Source organism: Polyangiaceae bacterium (genome assembly GCA_020633235.1).
Classification (GTDB): domain Bacteria; phylum Myxococcota_A; class Polyangia; order Polyangiales; family Polyangiaceae; genus JACKEA01.
Genome location: JACKEA010000001.1, coordinates 381,810 through 400,603 on the forward strand (window position 1 = coordinate 381,810; position 18,794 = coordinate 400,603).

The window sequence follows — 18,794 nt, forward strand, 5'->3', positions numbered from 1 at the left end:
GGACGACATGCGCTTCCTCGGCTCGACGTTGCTCGCGCTCTCGCTGGTGCTCGTGGCCGCTCCACCCGTGAGCGCGAAGCCCAGCGCTGACGCGGTGGCCGCCAAGAAGGCCGTGGTGCAAGGCAAACGGGAAGAGCGGAAGAAGGACTGGGAAGCCGCTCGAGAAGCCTACGAGAAGGCGCTGGGGCTGGACGACAAGCCCGCCACGCGTATTCGACTGGCCAAGGTGGAGGACAAGCTGGGCCACCTGATCGAAGCGGCGGACCAACTGCAGCAGGCGCTGAAGAGCAAGAAGCTGAAATGGGCAGAGCGGCGCGCCGCCAAGGTTCACCTGAAGAAGCTGGAGAAGCGCATCCCCACGCTGAATCTGGAAGTGCCCGCGAGCTTCGAGGGCCACGTGTGGGTGGACGACGAAGAGATTGGGCAGGGCGAGCTCGGCGAGCCGGTGGCGGTCAACCCCGGGACTCGGCAGGTTCGCGCGGAGGCAGACGGCTTTCTGCCTTACAAGGAGAGCTTCGAGGTCGCCGAGAGCGAGACGAAAGCGGTGACCATCCTGCTCACGGAGGCCCCGCCGGAAAAGCCCGAGCCCAAACCTCAGGTGAAGGAAGACACCGAGTCGTCGAGCGCGAAGAAGACCCTCGGCTACGTGAGCCTCGCCGTGGGCGGTGCGGGGTTGGTGGTGGGAACCGCCATGGGCTTGGCGGCGCGGTCCACGCGGAACGAGCTCGACAGCAGCTGCAAGAACGACGTGTGCAGCGAGAGTGAGCGCGACCTCTACGACAAGGGCAAGACGCAGGCGAACATCGCCACCGCGGGCTTCGTGGTGGGCGGCATCGGGTTGGGCCTCGGTGCCTTCTTCCTGCTCACGGCGGATTCCGGCGAAGGGAAGAAGAACCCGACCGCCGAGGCGCGCACGCGGATCGTGCCGGTGCTTTCACCACGTCAGGTGGGCGTGGTCGGGCAGTTCTGAGTGAGCACCGCGCGGCTGTCGGACCGGAGCCTGTTTCCGGACCTGGAGGCGAAGGTGTACGCGAACCACGCGGCGGTCTCGCCGCCGTCGGCGCCGGTGGTGGCGGCGGCCCAGCGCGCGCTTTCGGACGTGGCACGCCGCGGCGTCGGGGCGGTGCACGACTGGGTGGCGCAACGAACGCGGCTCAAGGGACGGCTCGCCGACCTGATCGGAATGCAGGCGGAGGACGTCGGGCTGGTGAGCAACACGACGCGCGGCGTGACCGACGTGGCGCTGTGCTTCCCCTGGCGATCGAAGGACCGCGTGGTGGTGTTCGCGGGGGAATTTCCGGCCAACGTGACGCCATGGCAGCGCGCCGCGGAGCTGTTCGACCTCGAGGTGCGCATGCTCTCCACGCGGAGCTTCGAAGAAGATCCGGAAGCGGGGCTCGCGGCGGTGCGGGCGGAGCTGGAAGGCGGCGCGCGGCTGGTGGCGGTGAGCGTGGTGGAGTTTTCCACCGGTTTGCGCATGCCGACCCAGGAGCTTGCGGCCCTCTGCCACGAGTACGGCGCGGAGCTGTTCGTCGACGCCATCCAGGCTCTCGGCGTCGTGCCCTTGAACATGCGCGAAGAAGGCATCGATTACCTCACCTGCGGCAGTCACAAATGGCTGATGGGCCTCGAGGGCGCGGGCTTCGTGGCGATCGCGCCGGAGCGGGTGGCTGCGCTACGTCCGTACGTCGCGGGTTGGCTCAGCCACGAACAGCCGCTCGAGTTCCTGTTCTCCGGGGCCGGGCACCTGCGCTACGACCGACCGATCCGCAAGAGCGCCGACTTTTTGGAAGGTGGCGCCCAGAACGCCGTGGGGTTTGCGGCTCTGGAAGCGGCGGTGGAGCTCATCGCAGGGCTCGGCGTGCCCCAGGTGTTCGCTCACGTGAGCGCCTGGCTGGATGCGCTCGAGCCGGCGCTGGTGGAGCGCGGCTTTCAGAGCCGCAGGAGCGCACGCCCGGAGCAGCGCTCGGGCACCCTGAGCCTGCTTCCGCCCCCGGGCGTGGACGTGACGGCGCTGCATCAGCGCCTGACGGCCGCCGGAGTTTCCTGCTCCATGCCCGATGGCCTCCTACGCTTCTCGCCGCACTGGCCCAACGCCTCGAGCGAGATCGACGTGATCCTCAAGGCGCTGTGAGCAGCGCGCGATAGCCATCGCGAAAGGACGGATGCAGGAGGCGATAGCCGCTTGCCTTGAGCAGAGCGTTCCGACAGCGCTTGTTGCTGAGGCTCCGTCGCCCGCCCTGAGCCTGTCCCGCGGGCTTCACCTGCGGCGGCGGCGCGCCGAGCTCCTGGGCCAACCACTCGATCATGGTGCGGCGATCTACCGGGTCGTCGTCCACGCCGAGATAGAGCGACTTTGGATTGTCCAGCGTGAGCAAGTGCGCCAGGGCGCCGGCGCAGTCGTCGCGATGAAACCGATTGGTGTACTCCGGCGGGCCGTCCGCCACCGAGGCGCGACCCTCGCGCACCAGGCCGAGCAGGCTCTGGCGTCCAGGTCCGTAGATGCCGCCGAGGCGGAGCACGACGCCCTCGGTGGCGCGCTCGAGAACCAGCGCCTCGGCCTCACGCAGGCGCTTGCCGGTGAAGTGGGACGACTCGGCGGGCGAGCTCTCGTCCACCCAGCCGCCATCCGTCTGGGCGTACACGGCGGTGCTGGACGTGAACACCACTCGGGGCGCCGCGACCGCGGACAGCAGATTCTCGAGGCCGGTGATGTACGCCTTCACGTAGTCGTCGTCGCTCGAGCTGTCCGCCGAGGCAGTGTAGGCGATGGCGTCGAAGGGCCCTTCCAGCGCTCTCAGGCTCGCTGGGTCGCTCAGATCCGCCGCCACCGCCCTGAGCGGAGCCGGCACCAGCTCGGCGCGGCGCCGGAGGGCGACCACCTGCATGCCCGCCGCGGCCAGCGACCGGCCCAGCTCGATTCCGACGTATCCCGCTCCCGCAATCAGCACGCGGCCCATGCGGCGCAGGGTGCCATCCTCGCCCGGCGACGACCAGTGTAGACTCGGCGCCGTTGTCTGCCCTCGTCCTTCCGGAAGTCGAAGAGCGCCTCGCTCGCCTGGAGCTCCCGTTCAATCGGGATGGTCTCGATCCCTATGGCGTTTCGCGAGAGCATCTCGGTCGCATCTTTTCCGCGCTGTACCCCTTCTACCGTCATTACTTCCGCTGCACCGTGCACGGGGCGGAGCACATTCCGGCGCGGGGTCGCGCCATGCTCGTCGGCAATCACTCTGGTGGCTATGCCATCGACGGCGCCATGGTGATCGCGTCGTGCTTCTTCGAGCTCGATCCCCCGCGCCTCGCTCAGGGCATGGTGGAGAAGTTCTTGATGCGCATGCCCTTCGTGGCGCAGTGGACCAGCATGGCGGGGCAGGTCACGGGCTTGCCGGAGCACGCAGTTCGGCTGCTCGAAGACGAACGCTTGCTGATGGTGTTTCCCGAAGGCGCGCGGGGCACCGCGAAGCTCTATACGGAGCGCTACTCCTTGGTGCGCTTCGGGACGGGCTTCATGCGGCTGGCGCTGGAGACCCGAACGCCCATCGTTCCCGTCGCCTTCTTGGGCGGCGGAGAGGCCGTGCCCACGGTGACGAATCTGGAGCGCATCGGGCGCCTCCTGAACGTGCCCTACGTCCCCGTTACGCCATACCTGCTTCCGGTGCCGCTGCCCGTTCACGTGGAGCTCCACTACGGCGAGCCCATGATGCTGGAGGGCACCGGCAACGAGGACGACACCGAGATCCTGCAAAAGGTGAACGACGTGAAACAGCGCATCAGCGACCTCATCGATCGCGGGCGCAGGAGCTACGAGCCGACATGAAGGTTCTGGTCACCGGCATTTCCGGCAAGATCGGGCGTCTGGTCGCTGGGCGGCTCTTGGCCGCGCATCACCAGGTGGTGGGCATCGACCGGCGGCCGTGGCTCGACGCGCCAGACGGCGTGATCGTGACGGAGACGGACATTCGCAAGCGCGCCGCGGAAGACGTATTCCGCACGGAGCGGCCGGACGCGGTGATCCACATGGCCACCGTCACGCACCTCACCGCTCACAGCGAGGATCGCTATCGCATCAACCTGGGTGGCACCAAGGCGGTGTTCGACTTCTGTCACCGCTACGGCGTGAAGCAGGCCATCTTCGTGGGGCGTCACACGTACTACGGCGCCGCGTCGGACTCGCCCCTGTATCACACCGAAGACGAGCCTCCGCTGGCGTTGGAGACGTTTCCCGAGCTGGCGGATCTGGTCGCCGCCGATCTGTTCGCGGGCACCGCGCTGTGGCGCTATCCCGAGATCGACACCTCTGTGCTGCGCATCGTCTACACCCTGGGTGCTTCGCGCTCCGGGACCTTGGCGGCGTTCCTGCACGGGCCACGGGTGCCCATGATCTTGGGCTACGACCCACTGTTCCAGTTCATGCACGAGGACGACGTGGCGCGGGCCATCGTCACGGCGCTGTCGGCGCGCCTGCGTGGCGTGTACAACGTGGCCGGGCCGCAGCCGCTCCCCCTCTCGCTGCTCGTTCGCGAGGCGGGGCACTCGCCGGTGCTGGTGCCGGAGCCGGTGTTTCGCCTCGTGATAGGCCGCTTCGGGCTACCGCGACTGCCGCCGGGGGCGCTGGCGCACATCAAGTATCCCGTCGTGATCGACGGCAAGAGCTTCCGCGCGGCGACGTCCTTCGAGCACGCCTACGACGAGTACGCGACCATTCGCGAGTTCGCGGACAAGATTCGCGCGAGCTGAAGCTACGCCGCCATGCGCGCGAGCTCGATGCGCTCTGCCACGCGGGTGGCCAGCGCCATGATCGTGATCTGCGGGTTCACGCCGATGGCCGTCGGGAACAAGCTGGCGTCCGCGACGTAGCAGCCCGGCAGGTCCCACACCTCGCCCTGCAGGTTCACGACGGAGCTCTCCGGACGGGCGCCCATGCGGGCGGTGCCCATGAGGTGCGGCGTGAACAGCTCCAGCGTGCTGGGGTTCTTCTGCAGCTCGTCGATCTTGGCGAGGTCGTCCGGACCGTTGGCCACCGGCTGATTGAAGAACGGCAGCATCACCTTCTCTGCGCCCATCTCGAAGTGCATGCCTGCGAGGAGCTTCACGCCACGGAGGAAGCGGCGGTGATCCAGGGGCGTGATGTCGTAGCGCACGTAGGGCATGCCGAAGAGACCGCGGCTCACGCGGCCGGAGCTCGAGTCCTCCACCAGCACGCCGGAGAGGACCATCTGGTTGTAGCGCTGCATCAGCTCCCAAGCGCCCTGACCGTGGAACGGCAGGTAGGCCGCCAGCACCCCAGGGGCGACGAAGTTCTCCGCCATCAGGATGCCGTCCTCGTGAAACTCGCGGATCTGCGTGTTCTGGCTCACGCCCTTCCAGCCCTGCACCTCGTGGGGGTAGACGGCCAGCACCTTGGCGTTGGGGTGGCACAGGAAGTTCTTGCCGAGCTGGCCGCTCGGACGCCCGAGCTTGTGGCGCAGCAGCAAGAGCGGCGTCTGCACGGCGCCGCAGGCGATCACGACGGCGCGCGCGCGCACCACCACCTTTCGGTCGCCCTTGCGCGTGTGCGGATTGACCGCCTGACCGACGATGCCCACGGCGCGGCCGCCCTCGATCAAGAGCTTTTCCACGCGCACCTCGGTGAGGCAGTGGGCGCCGGCGGCCATCGCCCGCGGCATGTAGCTCACCAGGGTGGACTGCTTGGCGCCCGTGGGGCAGCCCAGCGCACAGTTGTTGGCGCCCACGCACGCCGCCTGGTTTCTGCGATTGACGGTATAGCGCCAGCCCATCTTCTTGGCGCCGTCCGTCATGATGCGGCTGTCCTCGCCGATGCTCTCGTCCGACTGGTACTTGGCGCTGACACGCTCTTCCACGCGCTCGAACAAGGGTTCCATGGCGCCGACGCTCAGGTCCGCCCCGGACTCCTTCTGCCACTCCGCGAGCACGCGATCCGGAGTGCGGTACGCCATGCCGCCGTTGATCACCGTGCTGCCGCCCACGGCACGCCCTTCCACGTAGGGGATGGGCGGATTGCCCATGATGATGGTGGCCGCTGCGTCGCGGTACAGCCGCGGAATGCTCTCACCGGTGTACGGATTGAAGCTGTCCGTCGGGATCCAGCTGCCCTCTTCCACGAACATCACGTTCTTGCCGGCCTCCGCCAGCTCGGTGCCCACCACGGCGCCGCCCGCGCCGGTGCCCACCACCACGACGTCCGCCTGAAACTCGCTCTGGCCCTCGTAATCGACGTACTTCAGGATCATGACTGCCCCCTTCAACCCGCCTTGGCGTGTGCCGGCCTCAAGAGACTCTGACGCCGAACGATGCGCTCACGCATGAAGGGCACCGGCGCGTACTGCATCGCCTGGTGCACTTCTTCCTGATCGAAGTACGCGCTGAGGGTCACACCGCGCAGGGCGACCACCAGCATGCGGAGGAAGCTGTAACGCCCATGCACCATCTCCGAGAGCAGCTTGCCGCCGTCTTCCTTCGTGAGCGTGTGGAAGCGGCCGAAGCGATACAAGAGGAGCAGCGGTGCCCACTCCAAGATCAGGATGCTCAGCCACAGGCCGCGGGCCGCCAAGAAGTGCATGTACGGCATCCAAGATCGGATGCTGTGCTCGATGCGATCCACCATCTCCTCTCCGCTGGGCGCCGGAGGCGGTGGGAGCATGGCGGTGATCAGGGCGCGCAGCGCTCGGCGCGCGCCCTTGCCCATGCGGTAGGGTTCCGCCAGCTGCCAGGAGTCTTCGGGGTGGCGACGGAGCGCGGGCGCGGAGCTTTCCACGGGCAGCGCAAGTCGGGTGTGCGAGCTCTCGGCGGCGGGCGGAATCGAGGTCATGGCTTGTCCGGTTTCTTGGGTTTCGGTTTTTCGGCGTTTTCTGCCGCAGCTTCGAGGCGGGCGTCCTCGGCGCTGCGGTGGGCGAGCACCGCTTCCAGCGCCTTCATGAAGGCGCCGTCCACGCGGTGGTAGTAGTCACGCGTCACCTGGATCGCGGCTTCCTCGTCGCCGCTCTCGAGCGCGACGATGAAGTCCTTCAGGTGCTTGGGGAAGCTCGGCTCCAGCACCCACAGGGCAGGGAAGCGATCGATGATGTCGCGATAGGCTTCCAGGAACGGATTGGCGATCCAGCGAATGCTCACGGAGTGGCTGGAGTCGATCAGCGCGTCCAACCAGCGCTGGAAGCCATGGCCGACCACCTTCGGATCTCCGCGCTCGAAGGCGGCGATCAACAAATCCGTGATGTCGCGCAGGCGCTCCACGTCTTCTTTCGTGGAGCGGTGGATGGCCAGCTGCGTGGCGAACTCCAGCACCAGCAAGCGTGCCGGCAGGATGTCTTGCAGCAGATGCGCGACCTCTCCCAGATCCGGCGCCGCTTCCAGGTACGCGGGCAAGAGCTCCATCGTGCCCGTCTTGCGGAAGTCCGCGATGGTCACGCCTTGTCCGTGGCGTACCGTGACCAGCCGTGATTGCTCCAAGCGACGCACGGCCTCGCGGAGCGTGTTGCGATTCGTGTTGTAGGTCGTCGCCAGCTCGCGCTCCCCCGGTAGCCGCTCACCTGGAGCGAGCTCCCCCCTCAAGATCTGCCGACGCAGCTCCTTGAAGATGGTGACTGCGATGTTGGAAACCTGCGGCGCGTCGTCCATGTGAGTTCCCCTTGGTGGGTGACCAAGGCCGGAAGCTTACTGGTTGAACCAATTCTGACTGGTTCAACCAGTAAGTCAAGCCGGCGAGCGATTTTTCGCTCCCTCACTCGCAGAACTGGGTGCCCACGCCCAGAAGAAAGCGTCTTTGCCCGCTTTTCGGCCGCCCGGCGCTCGCCCGCTCAGCCCCGCCGGGATGCCGCCATCAACGGTTTCTATGTTGGTTCGGCGCGATCCCCGTCGCGCCCCAGCTACTTCGCGAAGCCGTAGGCGTCGGCGTGGGTGAGCTCGGGGAGGCGCGCTTTCTCGAGCAGGATCGTGCGCACCGTCCACAGCTCGTGGAAGATCCGGTAGCGCGCCGTCTGGTCGAGGTAGTCCACGCCGCTCGAGCCGCCGGTGCCCACGCGCCGGCCGATGATGCGCTCCACCATGCGCGCGTGGCGCTGGCGGAAGATCACGAGCTGCTCTTCGAGCTCCACGATGGTGTCGATGAGCAAGCGCGGCCAGGCGAGCAGCGGTAGCTCGCGATACGACTCGATGAACAGCACGCCGGCGCGGATGCGGCGCTGCCGTGCGCGGTCCGCTTCGGGTACGTCGTAGGCGAAGAGAAACTGCTCGGCGGCGAGCTCCGCCTCGGCCAGACGCTTCCGCAGCGGCTCGGGAGTCTTGCCCAAGGCTTCCGCCATGCGCTCCGCTTTGCCTTCGTTGCTGGCCTTGAGCGCGGCGTGGTAGCCGCCCACGAACTCGAGCACCACGTCGTCGTCCCCCGTGTCTCCGGGGCTCGAGCCGTGCACGGGCGTGCGATACAGCCATTCTCCCAGCGCGGACTTCAGGCTCTGCTCCTGGCGCGCTTGGGAGATGTGCTTCCAGGCGAGCTCGCCGGCGGGAGAGTCCGCTGCCAGCTTCTTGATGTGATCGAGGGGATCCTCGCCGCCGTACTTGAGCCGGTCGCCGTCTTCGAGGCCCAGCAGGATCTCGAGCTCTCGGAGCTGGAACGACTGGAAGCCACTGGCGGGGATGAGCTTGTCGCGGAAGGCGAGGAAGTCCTGGGGCGTGAGGGTTTCCATCACGCGGAACTGGTCCACCGCCAAGCGTAGGATCTCACTTACCCGGCGCAGGTGGTGCACCACGTGAGGCACCTTCTCTTCCGGGACCTTGGGTGACGCCAGGTGATCCCGCGCTTCGCGCAGCTCGCGAACGCTGAGCTTGAACCACAGCTCGAAGGCTTGGTGCACCACGATGAAGTGCAGCTCGTCGGGCATCAGCGCCTGGTCGTCGCCATCCAAGCCGCCCTGCAGTGCGAGCAGCTTGTCGAGGCCCAGATAGTCCCAGTACGTCGGTCCCGTGGCTGACATGGCCGGCAGGCTAAAGCGTCTTTCCCTCGGTTGGAACCGCGGCCGCGACGGGCTCGCGCCGGACCGACAAAAAAGAACGGGCGCACCGAAGTGCGCCCGTCGATGCCCGCCGTGGAAGGCAGGCTGTTTGGCCGTGGCTTCTCAGCCCGTTCCGGGCAGCGTGGCGTTGGTGAGCCACTTGAAGCCGTCGAGCAGCGCCAGCGAGTCGTACGCGGAGTCCGACACGTCGAAGATCGAGATGCGAAGCTCGACCACCTGGCCGGGGATCACGTTGCCGGCCGTGGTCAGCCAGAACGTGCCGCCGCCCACCACGCAGGAACCGGACTTCTCGAAGCCGGTGCCAGCGAGGTCGCCGATGCCCAGGGAGCAGGAGGCCGCCGCGACGGAGCTGTCGTAGCAGGAGCTGCCGGACTGGGACACGGCCGGATCGCACACCGCGAAGAGGTTGGTGCCTCCCGCGACGTTGATGCCGATGGGCCACTTCTTCTGCGTCGTCAGATCCAGATAGGTCATCAGGTTCTTGTCGACGGGGTTCGGCAGCGGCGAGGGGGTGCCGGTCGGCGTGTCCACGATGGCCACGAACTGGTCGTTGTAGCTCGTGCACACGAACTCCGGGTACTCCGCCGAGAAGAAGTAGCTGTTGAAGCTGAACGCGCGGGCGTTGGTCGGCGCGCGCAGCCGAACGCGCAGCATGACGCTGTCGTTCGCGTTGCCTCCTGCAGGTGTGCCGCAGCCTGGGGCAGACGGGAACTGATTCGCTGCCTTGAGGGTACCATTCGCCGCCGAGTACCAGTCCTTGAGGCACTTGGGGCTGGTGCAGGTGCTGAGGCTCACGCTGCTGCTCGGCGTGTGGCTGGTCGAAACGTTGCCGCCGCCGGGGGCGCCGCCGTTGGGACCGGGGTTGGTCTGGGAGTTGTCCGCGGCGATACCGCTGGACAGCACGACCATGTTGTTGCCCTCGATGGGCGTGATGCTGTTGCCGAACTTGTCGCGGATGCTCTTGGCGCGCTGGTCACCCAAGGGGGTGCCGTCGGCCCGGAGCAGCTCCGCCTCGATCAAGCCCCAGGTCTTGTCCTTGAGGTTGGCCGGGGCTTCCTGCGTGGAGCGGCAAATGCCGAGCGCCTTGGCGTAGTCCGCACCGGTGGTGGAGTTGCTGGTCAGCCCGGTGTCGCACGACAGAGCGTCTTCCTTGTCGAAGAGGTCGATCTTGCCGTTGCAGTTGTCGTCGATGCCGTTACCGACCACCTCGTAGGCGCCGGGGTTCACCAGCGCGGGGTTCGCGCCGCACAGGCCGGGCTTGTCGCAGCAGTCGCCATCGGCGGCCTTCCAGCCGTCGTTGTCGCAGTCCGTGGTGCTGCTGTCGCAGGTGCCGCAGGTGCCGTTCAGGCAGTCCTGGCCGTTGGGGCAGGCGTTGCCGCAAGAACCGCAGTTGTTCTTGTCACCCGAGATGTCCACGCACTGGTTGCCGCACTGGGTGGTGCCGCTGGGGCAGGTGCCCACGCAGGCGCCGCTCACGCAGACGTCACCGGCGTTGCACGCCGTGCCGCAGGCGCCGCAGTTGGCGGGATCCGACTGGGTGTCGACGCAGGCAGCGCCGCACTTGGTGCTGCCGCCAGAGCAGAGCACGCCGCACTGGCCGAGAGAGCACACCTCGCCCTGTCCGCAGACGTTGCCGCAGGATCCGCAGTTCGAGGGATCGATCTGGGCGTCCACGCACTTGGCGTTGCAGGCAATCGTGCCGCCACCGCAGCTCGAGCCGCAGGCGCCCTGCGAGCAGAACTCGCCCTGCTGGCAGGCGTTGCCACAGGCGCCGCAGTTCGCAGGGTCGTTGTTGGTGTCGGCGCAGACGCCGCCGCCGCAATCCGTCAGATTGCCGCATGAGGTGCCGCCACCGGTGTTGCCGGTGCCGCCGCCGCCCGTATTGCCGGTGTTACCGGTGCCACCGAAGTTGCCGGTGTTGCCGGTGCCACCGAAGTTACCAACGTTACCGGTGTTGCCGGTGCCGCCGGTGTTCGTGCTGCTGTCGCTTCCGCCGCAGCCCGTCGGTGCCAAGCCCACAATCGCCGCACTGACGATTCCCAGTGCGGAGATGCGCGCAGCCGTCCACCCCTCTGTCATAAGTTTCATGATTGTCCAACCTCCCGAAGAGAGAGGGAGGGGTACCCTCGGATCGCGCGTGGGGCAACCGCGACACCGAAAAAATATGCTGGCGTAAGCGGTGCAGTACTACTGGACCTTGACGTCGCGCAGCATGCGGCGAGCGATCGCGTTGGCGTCGATGCGGTACTCGCCCGATGCGATCGCTCGTTTCACGGCGTTGATGCGCACGGTGCGGGGCTTACCGCTACCTGCCTTGCGTGGGGGAGTGGCTCGGTCAGATCGATGTTCAGGCGTCATGCTCCGCTTGCCTCGCTTAGCAATAACGGTCGAAAAATCAGGGACTTGAGGGATCCAATTGAGACACCGGGGGTGGGTGCTCGAAGACCTCGGGATCTCGGCTGTCTCGAATTCTGCTGCGGGTCGCCCGCGACCTCGCATGGGTGCCCGCTGACCTCTTTCCGAGTTGCCGGCGGGGCGGCCGGCCTGTGGGTTTAAGTGGCTGAATATACTGCAAAAATTAGCAGATTTTCGGCGTTCGCGGCGCGTCTCCGGACGCTGGTACGGAAGCTGCTGAAAGGGGCAGCCATGAGCTCCGTGACAACCTTGGATGAGGCCCGCCTGACCCGATCGATGCGCCCCCGAGCTGGGATCCATGCTCCGGTTCCCTTCGGCGAGCACGACGTCATCCAGGCCTACACACCTTTGGTTCGTCGCATTGCCCGACGCACGGCTCGCTCGGTCCCCGCCAGCATCGCCTTCGAGGACATCCTCTCCGCCGGTTGGCTCGGGATGGCGGAAGCCCTCGGTCGCCGCCAAGCGGACATGGACGACGAGCACTTCGAGGCCTACGCCGCCCGCCGGGTCCGGGGCGCCATCTTGGATTTTCTCCGCTGCCTCGATCCGCTCTCCCGCTCCCAGCGTCGAGCGCGCCGCCAGCTGACCCAGCTCGCTGGGGAGATTGCAGCACGTGAAGGGCGCCTCCCAACGGACGAGGAGATGGCCAAGGCCCTCGGCACCACCCCGCAGGAGTACCGCGCCCTCGAGAGCGAGCTGGCTCAGGCCAGCCTGTCCTTGGCTCAGCTCACGGGTGACGAGCGCGCCGCGATGCCTTCCCCGGAGGTGGAAGCCGCCCAGGCCGAGCTCACGGACACCGTGGCGGCGGCGATCCGCGGCCTTCCGGAGCGGCTGCAGCTGGTGCTGTCGCTCTACTACCAAGAGGAGCTCAGCCTGCGGGAGATCGGCGAGGTGCTCGGCGTGACGGAGTCCCGCGTGTGTCAGCTGCACTCCGCTGCGGTGAAGAAGGTCCGCGCGGAGCTCGGCGTCCAGGTGCCGGGCCGCGCCGTCGCCTAACTCACGTGGTGAGCGAGATCGGCGAGCAAGGGCGGCAAGCGATCTGCCACGACGGCGCTCGCGGTACGAGACCACTCGGCCACGCGCCGCTCGTCTCCCGCAGCTAGAGACAGCCGCGGCCGCCCGGACAGAGCACGTGCCACGCGCAGGGCGACCACTTCCGGCGCGCTGTGCTCGGGACGAACGCCGCGTTCGGCCAGGGCTTGGACGAGCTCATCGAAGCGCGCGCTCTCTTCCGCCGCGCGCCAGTCGAGCTTGGCGGCGAGGGCGGGCGCTGCGCCCAGGGCGTCCAGGTAGCTCTTCCGCGCGCTGTCGTCGCGAGCCAATACGCCGTCGATGTGGATCTCGACGCCCACGTGCGCCGTGGCGCGCGCTGGCCCCCGAGCGAGGCCCAGCTCCGAGAGCGCCGCGACGGCGTCCGCGCACAGCTCGCGGAACACCGGGTGGTCGTGGAACACCGCGTCCGTGTCGTGGTGCAGACGCACGCCACGCCATAGCTCCGGTTGCTTTGCGGTCGGCGGCCGCGCGCGGATCATGGTGGCGAAGTCCGGCAGCATCGCCCCCAGCACCACGGCGGGCGCGTTCGAAACCCAGCTGGCGACCGTGGCATGACCGAAGAAGTTCACTGGGCCAGCCTGGAGTCTATTTTCACTTCCGAGTGCAGCGTGCGATGCACGGGGCAGCGGTCGGCAATTTCCAGGAGCCGCTGCCGCTGGGCGTCCGTGAGCTCTCCCGTCACTTCGATGGTGCGCGTGATGCGATCGATCTTTCCGGTCTTGGATTCGCAGTCCCGGCAGTCCTTGGCGTGGACTTTGGCGTGGTTGAGCGTGACGCGCACGCTCTCCAGCGGCAGGCCCTTGTGCTCGGCGTACATCCTGAGCGTCATGGACGTGCAGCTGCCCAAGGCGGCGAGCAGGAGGTCATACGGGGAGGGACCGAGGTCCGCGCCGCCGGCAGCCTCCGGCTCGTCCGAAGTGAGCACGTGGCGCCCCAGGCTCACGGCCTGGGCATAGCGGCTCTCCCGGGTCTCCTCCACCACCACGGTCCCCTGCGCCGTCTCCCCCGGACGCTCGGGCCGGTCGCCGAGCTCCGCCACGTAGCGGGACGCCCAGGCGGCGATCACCTCGGCCGCGTACAGGCCGTCCTCACGCCGGCTGAGCAGGTGGTCTGCGCCATCCAGCGCGATGAAGCTCTTGGAGTGCTTGGCGGCTTCGAAGATGCGCCGCGCGTTGTCGATGCCAACGGACTGGTTCGTGGGCGCGTGCAGCACCAACAGCGCGCGGCCCAGGTCGCGGACGTTCGGCGGCGCCGCATCCCCTACGGAGTACGGTGCGTTCAGCGTGGCGACGCCCCGAACGCCGACCAGCTCCCGGGCCACCGTGAGCACCGCGGTGCCACCCACGCCGTGGCCCAAGAGCAGGCTCGGGGCGCGGCCCGTGTCCGCCATGAACGTCGCCGCGGCGCGCAGCTGCGCGAGCCTCAGAGCGAAGTCGTCCCCCGTGCAGTCGAATCGAAGCGTGGCAATGCCCTTCTGCGCCAGCGCGCGGCTGATGCGTGCGGCGGTCTCGCCAAAGGCCTGCTCCGAGAAGCAGTGCGCGAAGAGCGCGAAGGCCCGCGGCCGCTGCTCCGGCAGCTCGAGGGTACCGGAGAGCTCCGAACCCTCCGCGCCCGGGAACACGACGGGCTGTTTCATGACAAGAGACCGCGGATGATGTCTTTCACCGAATCGCTGTACCACAGCGGTAGTCCGACCCGGTCGAACAGCGCCTTGGCACCACCGTTCGCCGCGAGCCTGCCCTTGCGCAGGGCGAGCTTGTTGACGGCGTAGGCCTGAGGCGGACGTGTCGCCAGTGCCGCCAGTCGCTCACCTGCGACGGAGCTCGCGTCTTCCGCCACTTCGTCCACCAGGCCGAGCGTGAGCGCGCTCTCGGCGTCGTACAGCTCGCCGCCGAGCAGAATGCGCTCCCGCTGTTGCCGGGGAAGCCGCGCCTCCGCCAACGCCAGCACCCGGGGCGGGAAGGGAAGGCCGATGGCCGTTTCGTTCAGGCCGATGCGCGCGCGAGTGCCGCTCTTCATCACGCGATGGTCCGCGCACAGGGCCACGACACAGCCGCCGGCGATGGCGTGGCCGTTCACCAGCGCGACCATGGGGCCTTCGTAGCAGTACAGCGCTTCCACCATGTCTTCCAGCAGCGCCAAGAACGTCGGTGCCGTGCTGGCGGTGAGGGAGAGCACTTCCTTCAGGTTGAGCCCGGCACTGAAGGCGTCGCCCGCGCCGGTCACGAGCAGGGGCGCACCGCCGGCTCGTTTCAGGTCGTCCAACACGGATCGCATCAGATCGGTGCTGAGGGCGTTCTTGCCGGGAGCGTTGAGGATCAACTCTTTCATGGCGAAAGCTCCATCTCGAAATCGATGCCGCCGGGCGGCACCTCGAGCGTCACGGAAGTGCCGCTCACGTCCACGTTCTGCCCCCCGGCTGACAGCGATGCAATCGCGCGCCCGGGAGGCGCCGTGAGAGTGAGGCTGCGCGCGCTGCTTCCCGACGGGCGATAGCTGCCGCTCACGCGGCCGTGGTCGATGGTCACGCTCACCAGCCGCGTGGCGAGCGCCAGCGGATGCGTGCCTTCCCGCGGCGTGATGCTCACTCCGCTGCTGATGGCCTCGACGCCCGCGATGCGAATCGCGGCAAAGAGCGGCATCGCGTGGGCGTTTGCGTTCTGTACTGGGAAGTCGGTCATGGGCGTGACTTGGCTCTTCCAGGTGCGCCCGCTCTGGGCGCTCACGCCGTCCGGGCCGCTCCAGATGCCGTACCACACGTCCGGGAACGCCTGCGCGTGGGCCGCCATCGTGTTTCGCGTGAAGTGCCGCCAGGCGCGCTCCGGGTCGGATAGACTGTAGCCCCAGGTGAGCGGCGCGCTGATCGCCGGCCACACCTGGCCGCCGGGAAGCAGCGTGGCACCGATGGGCGAGGGATCGTCGAGCTTCTCGGCGATGGTGCTCACCAACGTGTCGCGCTGAACGTCGTTCTCGAAGGTGTCGCCAATCAGGGCCCAGATCTGTGACTCCAGGTTGATCGTGTTTTCGTAGGCGGGCTTGCCGTCGCCGAAGTAGGCCCGGTAGAAGAATTTACCGTTGTAGGTTTTTGTCAGGGCGGCGCGGAACCCCGCGACCCGCTCGCGGATCTCCGCGGCCAGTGCCGGCTGGCGCACGTCCAGGAGATCGGCAATGCGCGGCAGCACGGCCACGGCCATCTGCGTGTTGGGGACGCTCTCCCCCTTTTCCACCGCCAGGTTCCGGTCCTTCGCCTCTTGGACGATGCCGTCGCTCCAGTCTCCGGTGCCGATGCGGATCAGGCCGTGCTCGCCGGTGCCCACCACGTCGAACAGATGTCGGAGGGCGCCCACCAAGTGACTCTCGACCCGCGCGTCGGGCCGAGCTTCCCGCGGCCAGTACGGCGCGTGCTCGTCGAGGAAGCCGAGGTCGCCGGTCACGCTCAGGTACTCACCCAGCGCCCAGACGAAGAACAGCGGCAAGTCGCTGGGGGCGCTGTGGATGAGGGCGCTGTCCAGCATGCCGTACCCCTGGAAGGCGTAGCTGAAGCGCTCGTCCGCGTACTGAATGCCCATGAACAAGCGCAGCTCGTCCTTGGCCAGCTCGGGGTCGGTGTACACCAGCGGCAGGGCGAACAGGCCGAGGTCACGGGCGGCGCCATCCGCGCCGTGGAGATAGAGGTAGGCGGAGCCTTGCGGTACGACGTGCCCCTGCCAGTAGTCGCGATAGCCGACGCTGGTCTCCATTTGGTACGCGTGCCACGCGAGCTCGCGGCCGAGCTCCGGTGCATCGGGAGCCGCGAAGGAGAGCAGCCGTGGGCGCAGTGCATCGGCGTAAGCGTCCGCCGCGTGAAAGCTCGGATCGGAAAAACGCGGGTCGTCCACCGGGTCGTCTCCAGCGCGGGCGTAGCCGTAGACGAAGCGCAGCGTCTTCGACTCTCCCGGCGCCAGCGTGAGCACGCTCTTCATCACGAACAGGTGCGGCTGCCCCAGACCGTTTGCTTCGCTGACGATGCCCTGAGCGAGCCCCACGCCGGGGAGGTCCTGTTCCACGGCCGCGGGGGCGGCGGGACCGCCGCCCCCGAAGAAGGCGGCCTTGTCCACGAACACGTCGCTCACGTCCCCGAGGGCCGCCAGCAACAAGGGAGAATTCGCCCAGTGGTCCACGGCGCTCGGCTCCCCTTTGGGGATGCGCGGCTCCGAGCCGGCCCAGGCGCGGGTGACCATCAGCCGGCGCTCGCCGGCGTCGAAGCGCACGGTCTCGTCGAACAGGGCGTTTCTGCCGTCACGCGTGTCGCGGGCGTTCTGGGGCGCGAGCTTCAAGGAGGAGCCGCTCACCAGCCAGTTGATCTCGATCGGCCGCCGCGCCACGTCCCAGTACTCCCAGTGAGTGAGCGTCTTTGGCGTGTCGCCGGTGTTCTCCAGGGTGACGTCGCTCACCACGACGGGGGCCGAGCCCGGTGGCGCCGCTGTCACGCGGCGCGCGCGGACGCCGCGGTACTCGAGGCTGGTCTCGCCGTAGCCCATGCCGAAGCGCCGCGTCGTGCGCGCGCCGTCGGGACGAAAGCGGTACGCCGTGCACCACGACTCCGTGCCGTCACTGAGCCAGCCGAAGCCACCGGCCCACGCCTGTTGCGACTCGTCGAGCTCGTTCAAGTACTCCACCCCGCGGTCCTGCGTCACGACTTCCACCATGCCGTCGTTCGAGAGCATGGCGTTGACGCGACGATTGCCGAAGGCCGCGAAGTGGTCTCGGCGCTCGACGGGATTTCCGGCTTCGTCCGTCTCCGTGAGGGGCCACGCGGCGCGCGGGTCGGCGTGCTGGTCCAGCTGGTAGTCGTAGGCCACGAGGCCCCGCGCGTCGACGCTCCACTGACCGAAGCTGCCGCTCCCGGTGGTGCACGCGACTTGGGTTTCAGGGTGCGCCAGATCCGGAGCCGCACAGTGCTCCGGAGGGGGCACCCAGGGGACGTCTCCCGCCGCCGCGGGACGCGCAGGTTCGTCCGTGCCGCAGGCCGCGGCGAGCCAACAAAAAAGAAATGCGGCGAAGGGCGGACGGGAGGGCTTCACGGTAGCTTCAACGTGGTCCGATAGATCAACGTCGGGTTCTGCTGCCCGTCCAGCCAGCTCCGATCCGGACCATCCAGCGGCGACGTGTAGTTGTAGACGAGGAAGCTCCGGTCCTCGAGGGGCAGCGCGCTGGCGAAACAGGTGTCGCCGCGGCCGGGGAGATCGAGCACGAAGGTGACCGTCAACGCTACGGGGTCCACTTTCCACAGGGAGCAGCGCTTGGGAGTCTTCCAGTACGTGGCTTCGTACTCGGCGGACTGGTCGGGTATCGGGTCGCTCCGGTGGAAGAGATCGTAGTTGCCGTCGTTCGCGAGCTGACGCCGGCCGATGAGATAGACGTCCGACCCGCTCTGGAACAACAGCGGCGAGTCGTACTTCTTGGGATCCGCGGCGCACTTCCAGTCTCCCCAGGCGCCGGCTTCCGCACGGCAGATGCGCGAGCCCCAGCCGAGCTCGTCCCCCGCTTCGTTGCGGCTGACGGCGACCACGCTGCCGTCGTCCAGGAAGGCGAAGTCCGTCTCCGATCCTCCGCTGTGGAGCACGATGGGCTGATCTTTCACCACGGGCTCGAAGTGCTCGCCGTCTTCGGTCTTCAGCCAGTAGACGTCGATGCGCTCCTGGTCGTTCTCGTAGATGTTCTCGCCGCCGGTGTAGCCGATGAGATAGCCGGTGCCGTCGATGTTGCGGGCGCGCCAGGGGATGAATCCGGGCTCGAAGATGTCCTTCGGGACGCTCCAATGGCCGGGCTTGCCACACACGGTGTACTTGGCGCCCTGGGGCTCGAAGGCGAGGGCGTTGGTCCCGAGCACGGCGAAGTAGAGGATGAGCCGGCCACCCACCACCAAGAAGCGCGGCTCGCGCAAGTCCGTGTCCATCGCGAGCTTGGTCTCGAAGCGCCAGTGCAGCTGGTCTTCGCTGCTGACCACGTACAGCACGGTGTCGGTGCCCGCGAAGTGGTGCGGCGCCGTGCGAAACGCGAAGTACAAGCGACCGCGGTACCAGGCGATGTCGAGGTTGTTGTGGGACACCTGAGACACCACCTGCGGCGGCATCCCGGAGTTCGGCACGACGGTGATGGGTGGTGAATAGGCGGGGCCGGCGGAAGGCGCTGCGCCGCAAGCTTCGGTGAGGCGATCGCAGATCGGCACTTCCGGAGGCGCGATCGGTTCGTCTTCGCCGCATCCGGCCACAAGCAACGCCAGCGCGAGCCAGCGGGGCGAAACGCTCATGGCGCGAA

At 67.7% G+C, this 18,794-nt stretch carries 17 protein-coding genes; 5 read left to right on the forward strand and 12 right to left on the reverse strand.

Going from position 1 to position 18,794, the window contains the following annotated elements:
• The first annotated feature begins 7 nt into the window (after positions 1-7).
• Entirely contained in the window at positions 8-970 is a 963-nt protein-coding gene (locus H6717_01775; GenBank protein ID MCB9575741.1) for a hypothetical protein, read from the forward strand.
• The gene (locus tag H6717_01780; GenBank protein ID MCB9575742.1) at positions 971-2,134 is read left to right on the forward strand and encodes an aminotransferase class V-fold PLP-dependent enzyme; all 1,164 of its coding nucleotides are present in this window, start codon (positions 971-973) and stop codon (positions 2,132-2,134) included.
• Here H6717_01780 and H6717_01785 read toward each other — a convergent pair.
• Positions 2,121-2,960 carry an NAD-dependent epimerase/dehydratase family protein gene (locus H6717_01785; protein MCB9575743.1) on the reverse strand — a complete coding sequence of 280 codons (840 nt, stop codon included), beginning with the start codon at positions 2,958-2,960 and terminating at the stop codon, positions 2,121-2,123. The genes H6717_01780 and H6717_01785 overlap by 14 nt on opposite strands.
• 53 nt (positions 2,961-3,013) lie before the next feature.
• Here H6717_01785 and H6717_01790 point away from each other — a divergent pair, with 53 nt between their 5' ends.
• Entirely contained in the window at positions 3,014-3,817 is an 804-nt protein-coding gene (locus tag H6717_01790; GenBank protein MCB9575744.1) for an acyltransferase family protein, read from the forward strand.
• Positions 3,814-4,737 carry an SDR family oxidoreductase gene (locus H6717_01795; GenBank protein ID MCB9575745.1) on the forward strand — a complete coding sequence of 308 codons (924 nt, stop codon included), beginning with the start codon at positions 3,814-3,816 and terminating at the stop codon, positions 4,735-4,737. Before H6717_01790 ends, H6717_01795 begins: the two co-directional genes overlap by 4 nt.
• Before the next feature lie 2 nt (positions 4,738-4,739).
• Here the strand turns inward: H6717_01795 and H6717_01800 are convergent, their stop codons facing one another.
• From H6717_01800 to H6717_01825, 6 genes are all read right to left on the reverse strand, one after another.
• The gene (locus H6717_01800; GenBank protein MCB9575746.1) at positions 4,740-6,251 is read right to left on the reverse strand and encodes a GMC family oxidoreductase; all 1,512 of its coding nucleotides are present in this window, start codon (positions 6,249-6,251) and stop codon (positions 4,740-4,742) included.
• A gap of 11 nt (positions 6,252-6,262) precedes the next feature.
• Complete coding sequence (locus H6717_01805; protein MCB9575747.1) at positions 6,263-6,829, reverse strand: hypothetical protein; 567 nt, start codon at positions 6,827-6,829, stop codon at positions 6,263-6,265.
• Complete coding sequence (locus H6717_01810) at positions 6,826-7,635, reverse strand: FadR family transcriptional regulator (protein ID MCB9575748.1); 810 nt, start codon at positions 7,633-7,635, stop codon at positions 6,826-6,828. The genes H6717_01805 and H6717_01810 overlap by 4 nt, the downstream gene beginning before the upstream one ends.
• A 248-nt stretch (positions 7,636-7,883) precedes the next feature.
• Positions 7,884-8,987, reverse strand: coding sequence for a tryptophan 2,3-dioxygenase (locus H6717_01815; GenBank protein MCB9575749.1), 1,104 nt, complete (start codon positions 8,985-8,987; stop codon positions 7,884-7,886).
• A 141-nt stretch (positions 8,988-9,128) separates the two neighbouring features.
• Positions 9,129-11,114 (reverse strand): choice-of-anchor L domain-containing protein, encoded by a 1,986-nt coding sequence (locus H6717_01820; GenBank protein MCB9575750.1) that lies wholly within the window; start codon positions 11,112-11,114, stop codon positions 9,129-9,131.
• A gap of 99 nt (positions 11,115-11,213) precedes the next feature.
• Positions 11,214-11,315 carry a flagellar biosynthesis anti-sigma factor FlgM gene (locus H6717_01825; protein MCB9575751.1) on the reverse strand — a complete coding sequence of 34 codons (102 nt, stop codon included), beginning with the start codon at positions 11,313-11,315 and terminating at the stop codon, positions 11,214-11,216.
• 357 nt (positions 11,316-11,672) lie between these two features.
• On the opposite strand from H6717_01825, the gene fliA reads away from it, so the two are divergent.
• Positions 11,673-12,437, forward strand: a complete 765-nt coding sequence (gene fliA / locus H6717_01830) for an RNA polymerase sigma factor FliA (protein MCB9575752.1) — start codon at positions 11,673-11,675, stop codon at positions 12,435-12,437.
• Here the strand turns inward: fliA and H6717_01835 are convergent.
• The 5 genes from H6717_01835 to H6717_01855 are packed head-to-tail and all read right to left on the reverse strand — an operon-like array spanning position 12,434 to position 18,786.
• Positions 12,434-13,063, reverse strand: coding sequence for a hypothetical protein (locus tag H6717_01835; protein MCB9575753.1), 630 nt, complete (start codon positions 13,061-13,063; stop codon positions 12,434-12,436). The two genes, fliA and H6717_01835, sit on opposite strands and share 4 nt — an antisense overlap.
• Positions 13,060-14,130: an OsmC family protein gene (locus H6717_01840; protein ID MCB9575754.1), complete on the reverse strand. Its 1,071-nt coding sequence runs from the start codon at positions 14,128-14,130 to the stop codon at positions 13,060-13,062. The genes H6717_01835 and H6717_01840 overlap by 4 nt, the downstream gene beginning before the upstream one ends.
• A complete protein-coding gene (locus tag H6717_01845; protein ID MCB9575755.1) occupies positions 14,127-14,825 on the reverse strand; it encodes an enoyl-CoA hydratase/isomerase family protein in 699 nt (232 codons plus the stop codon). The genes H6717_01840 and H6717_01845 overlap by 4 nt, the downstream gene beginning before the upstream one ends.
• On the reverse strand, positions 14,822-17,557 hold the full coding sequence (locus tag H6717_01850; protein MCB9575756.1) for a hypothetical protein: 2,736 nt from the start codon (positions 17,555-17,557) through the stop codon (positions 14,822-14,824). Before H6717_01850 ends, H6717_01845 begins: the two co-directional genes overlap by 4 nt.
• Positions 17,554-18,786, reverse strand: coding sequence for a hypothetical protein (locus H6717_01855; GenBank protein ID MCB9575757.1), 1,233 nt, complete (start codon positions 18,784-18,786; stop codon positions 17,554-17,556). Before H6717_01855 ends, H6717_01850 begins: the two co-directional genes overlap by 4 nt.
• Positions 18,787-18,794: the final 8 nt, after the last annotated feature.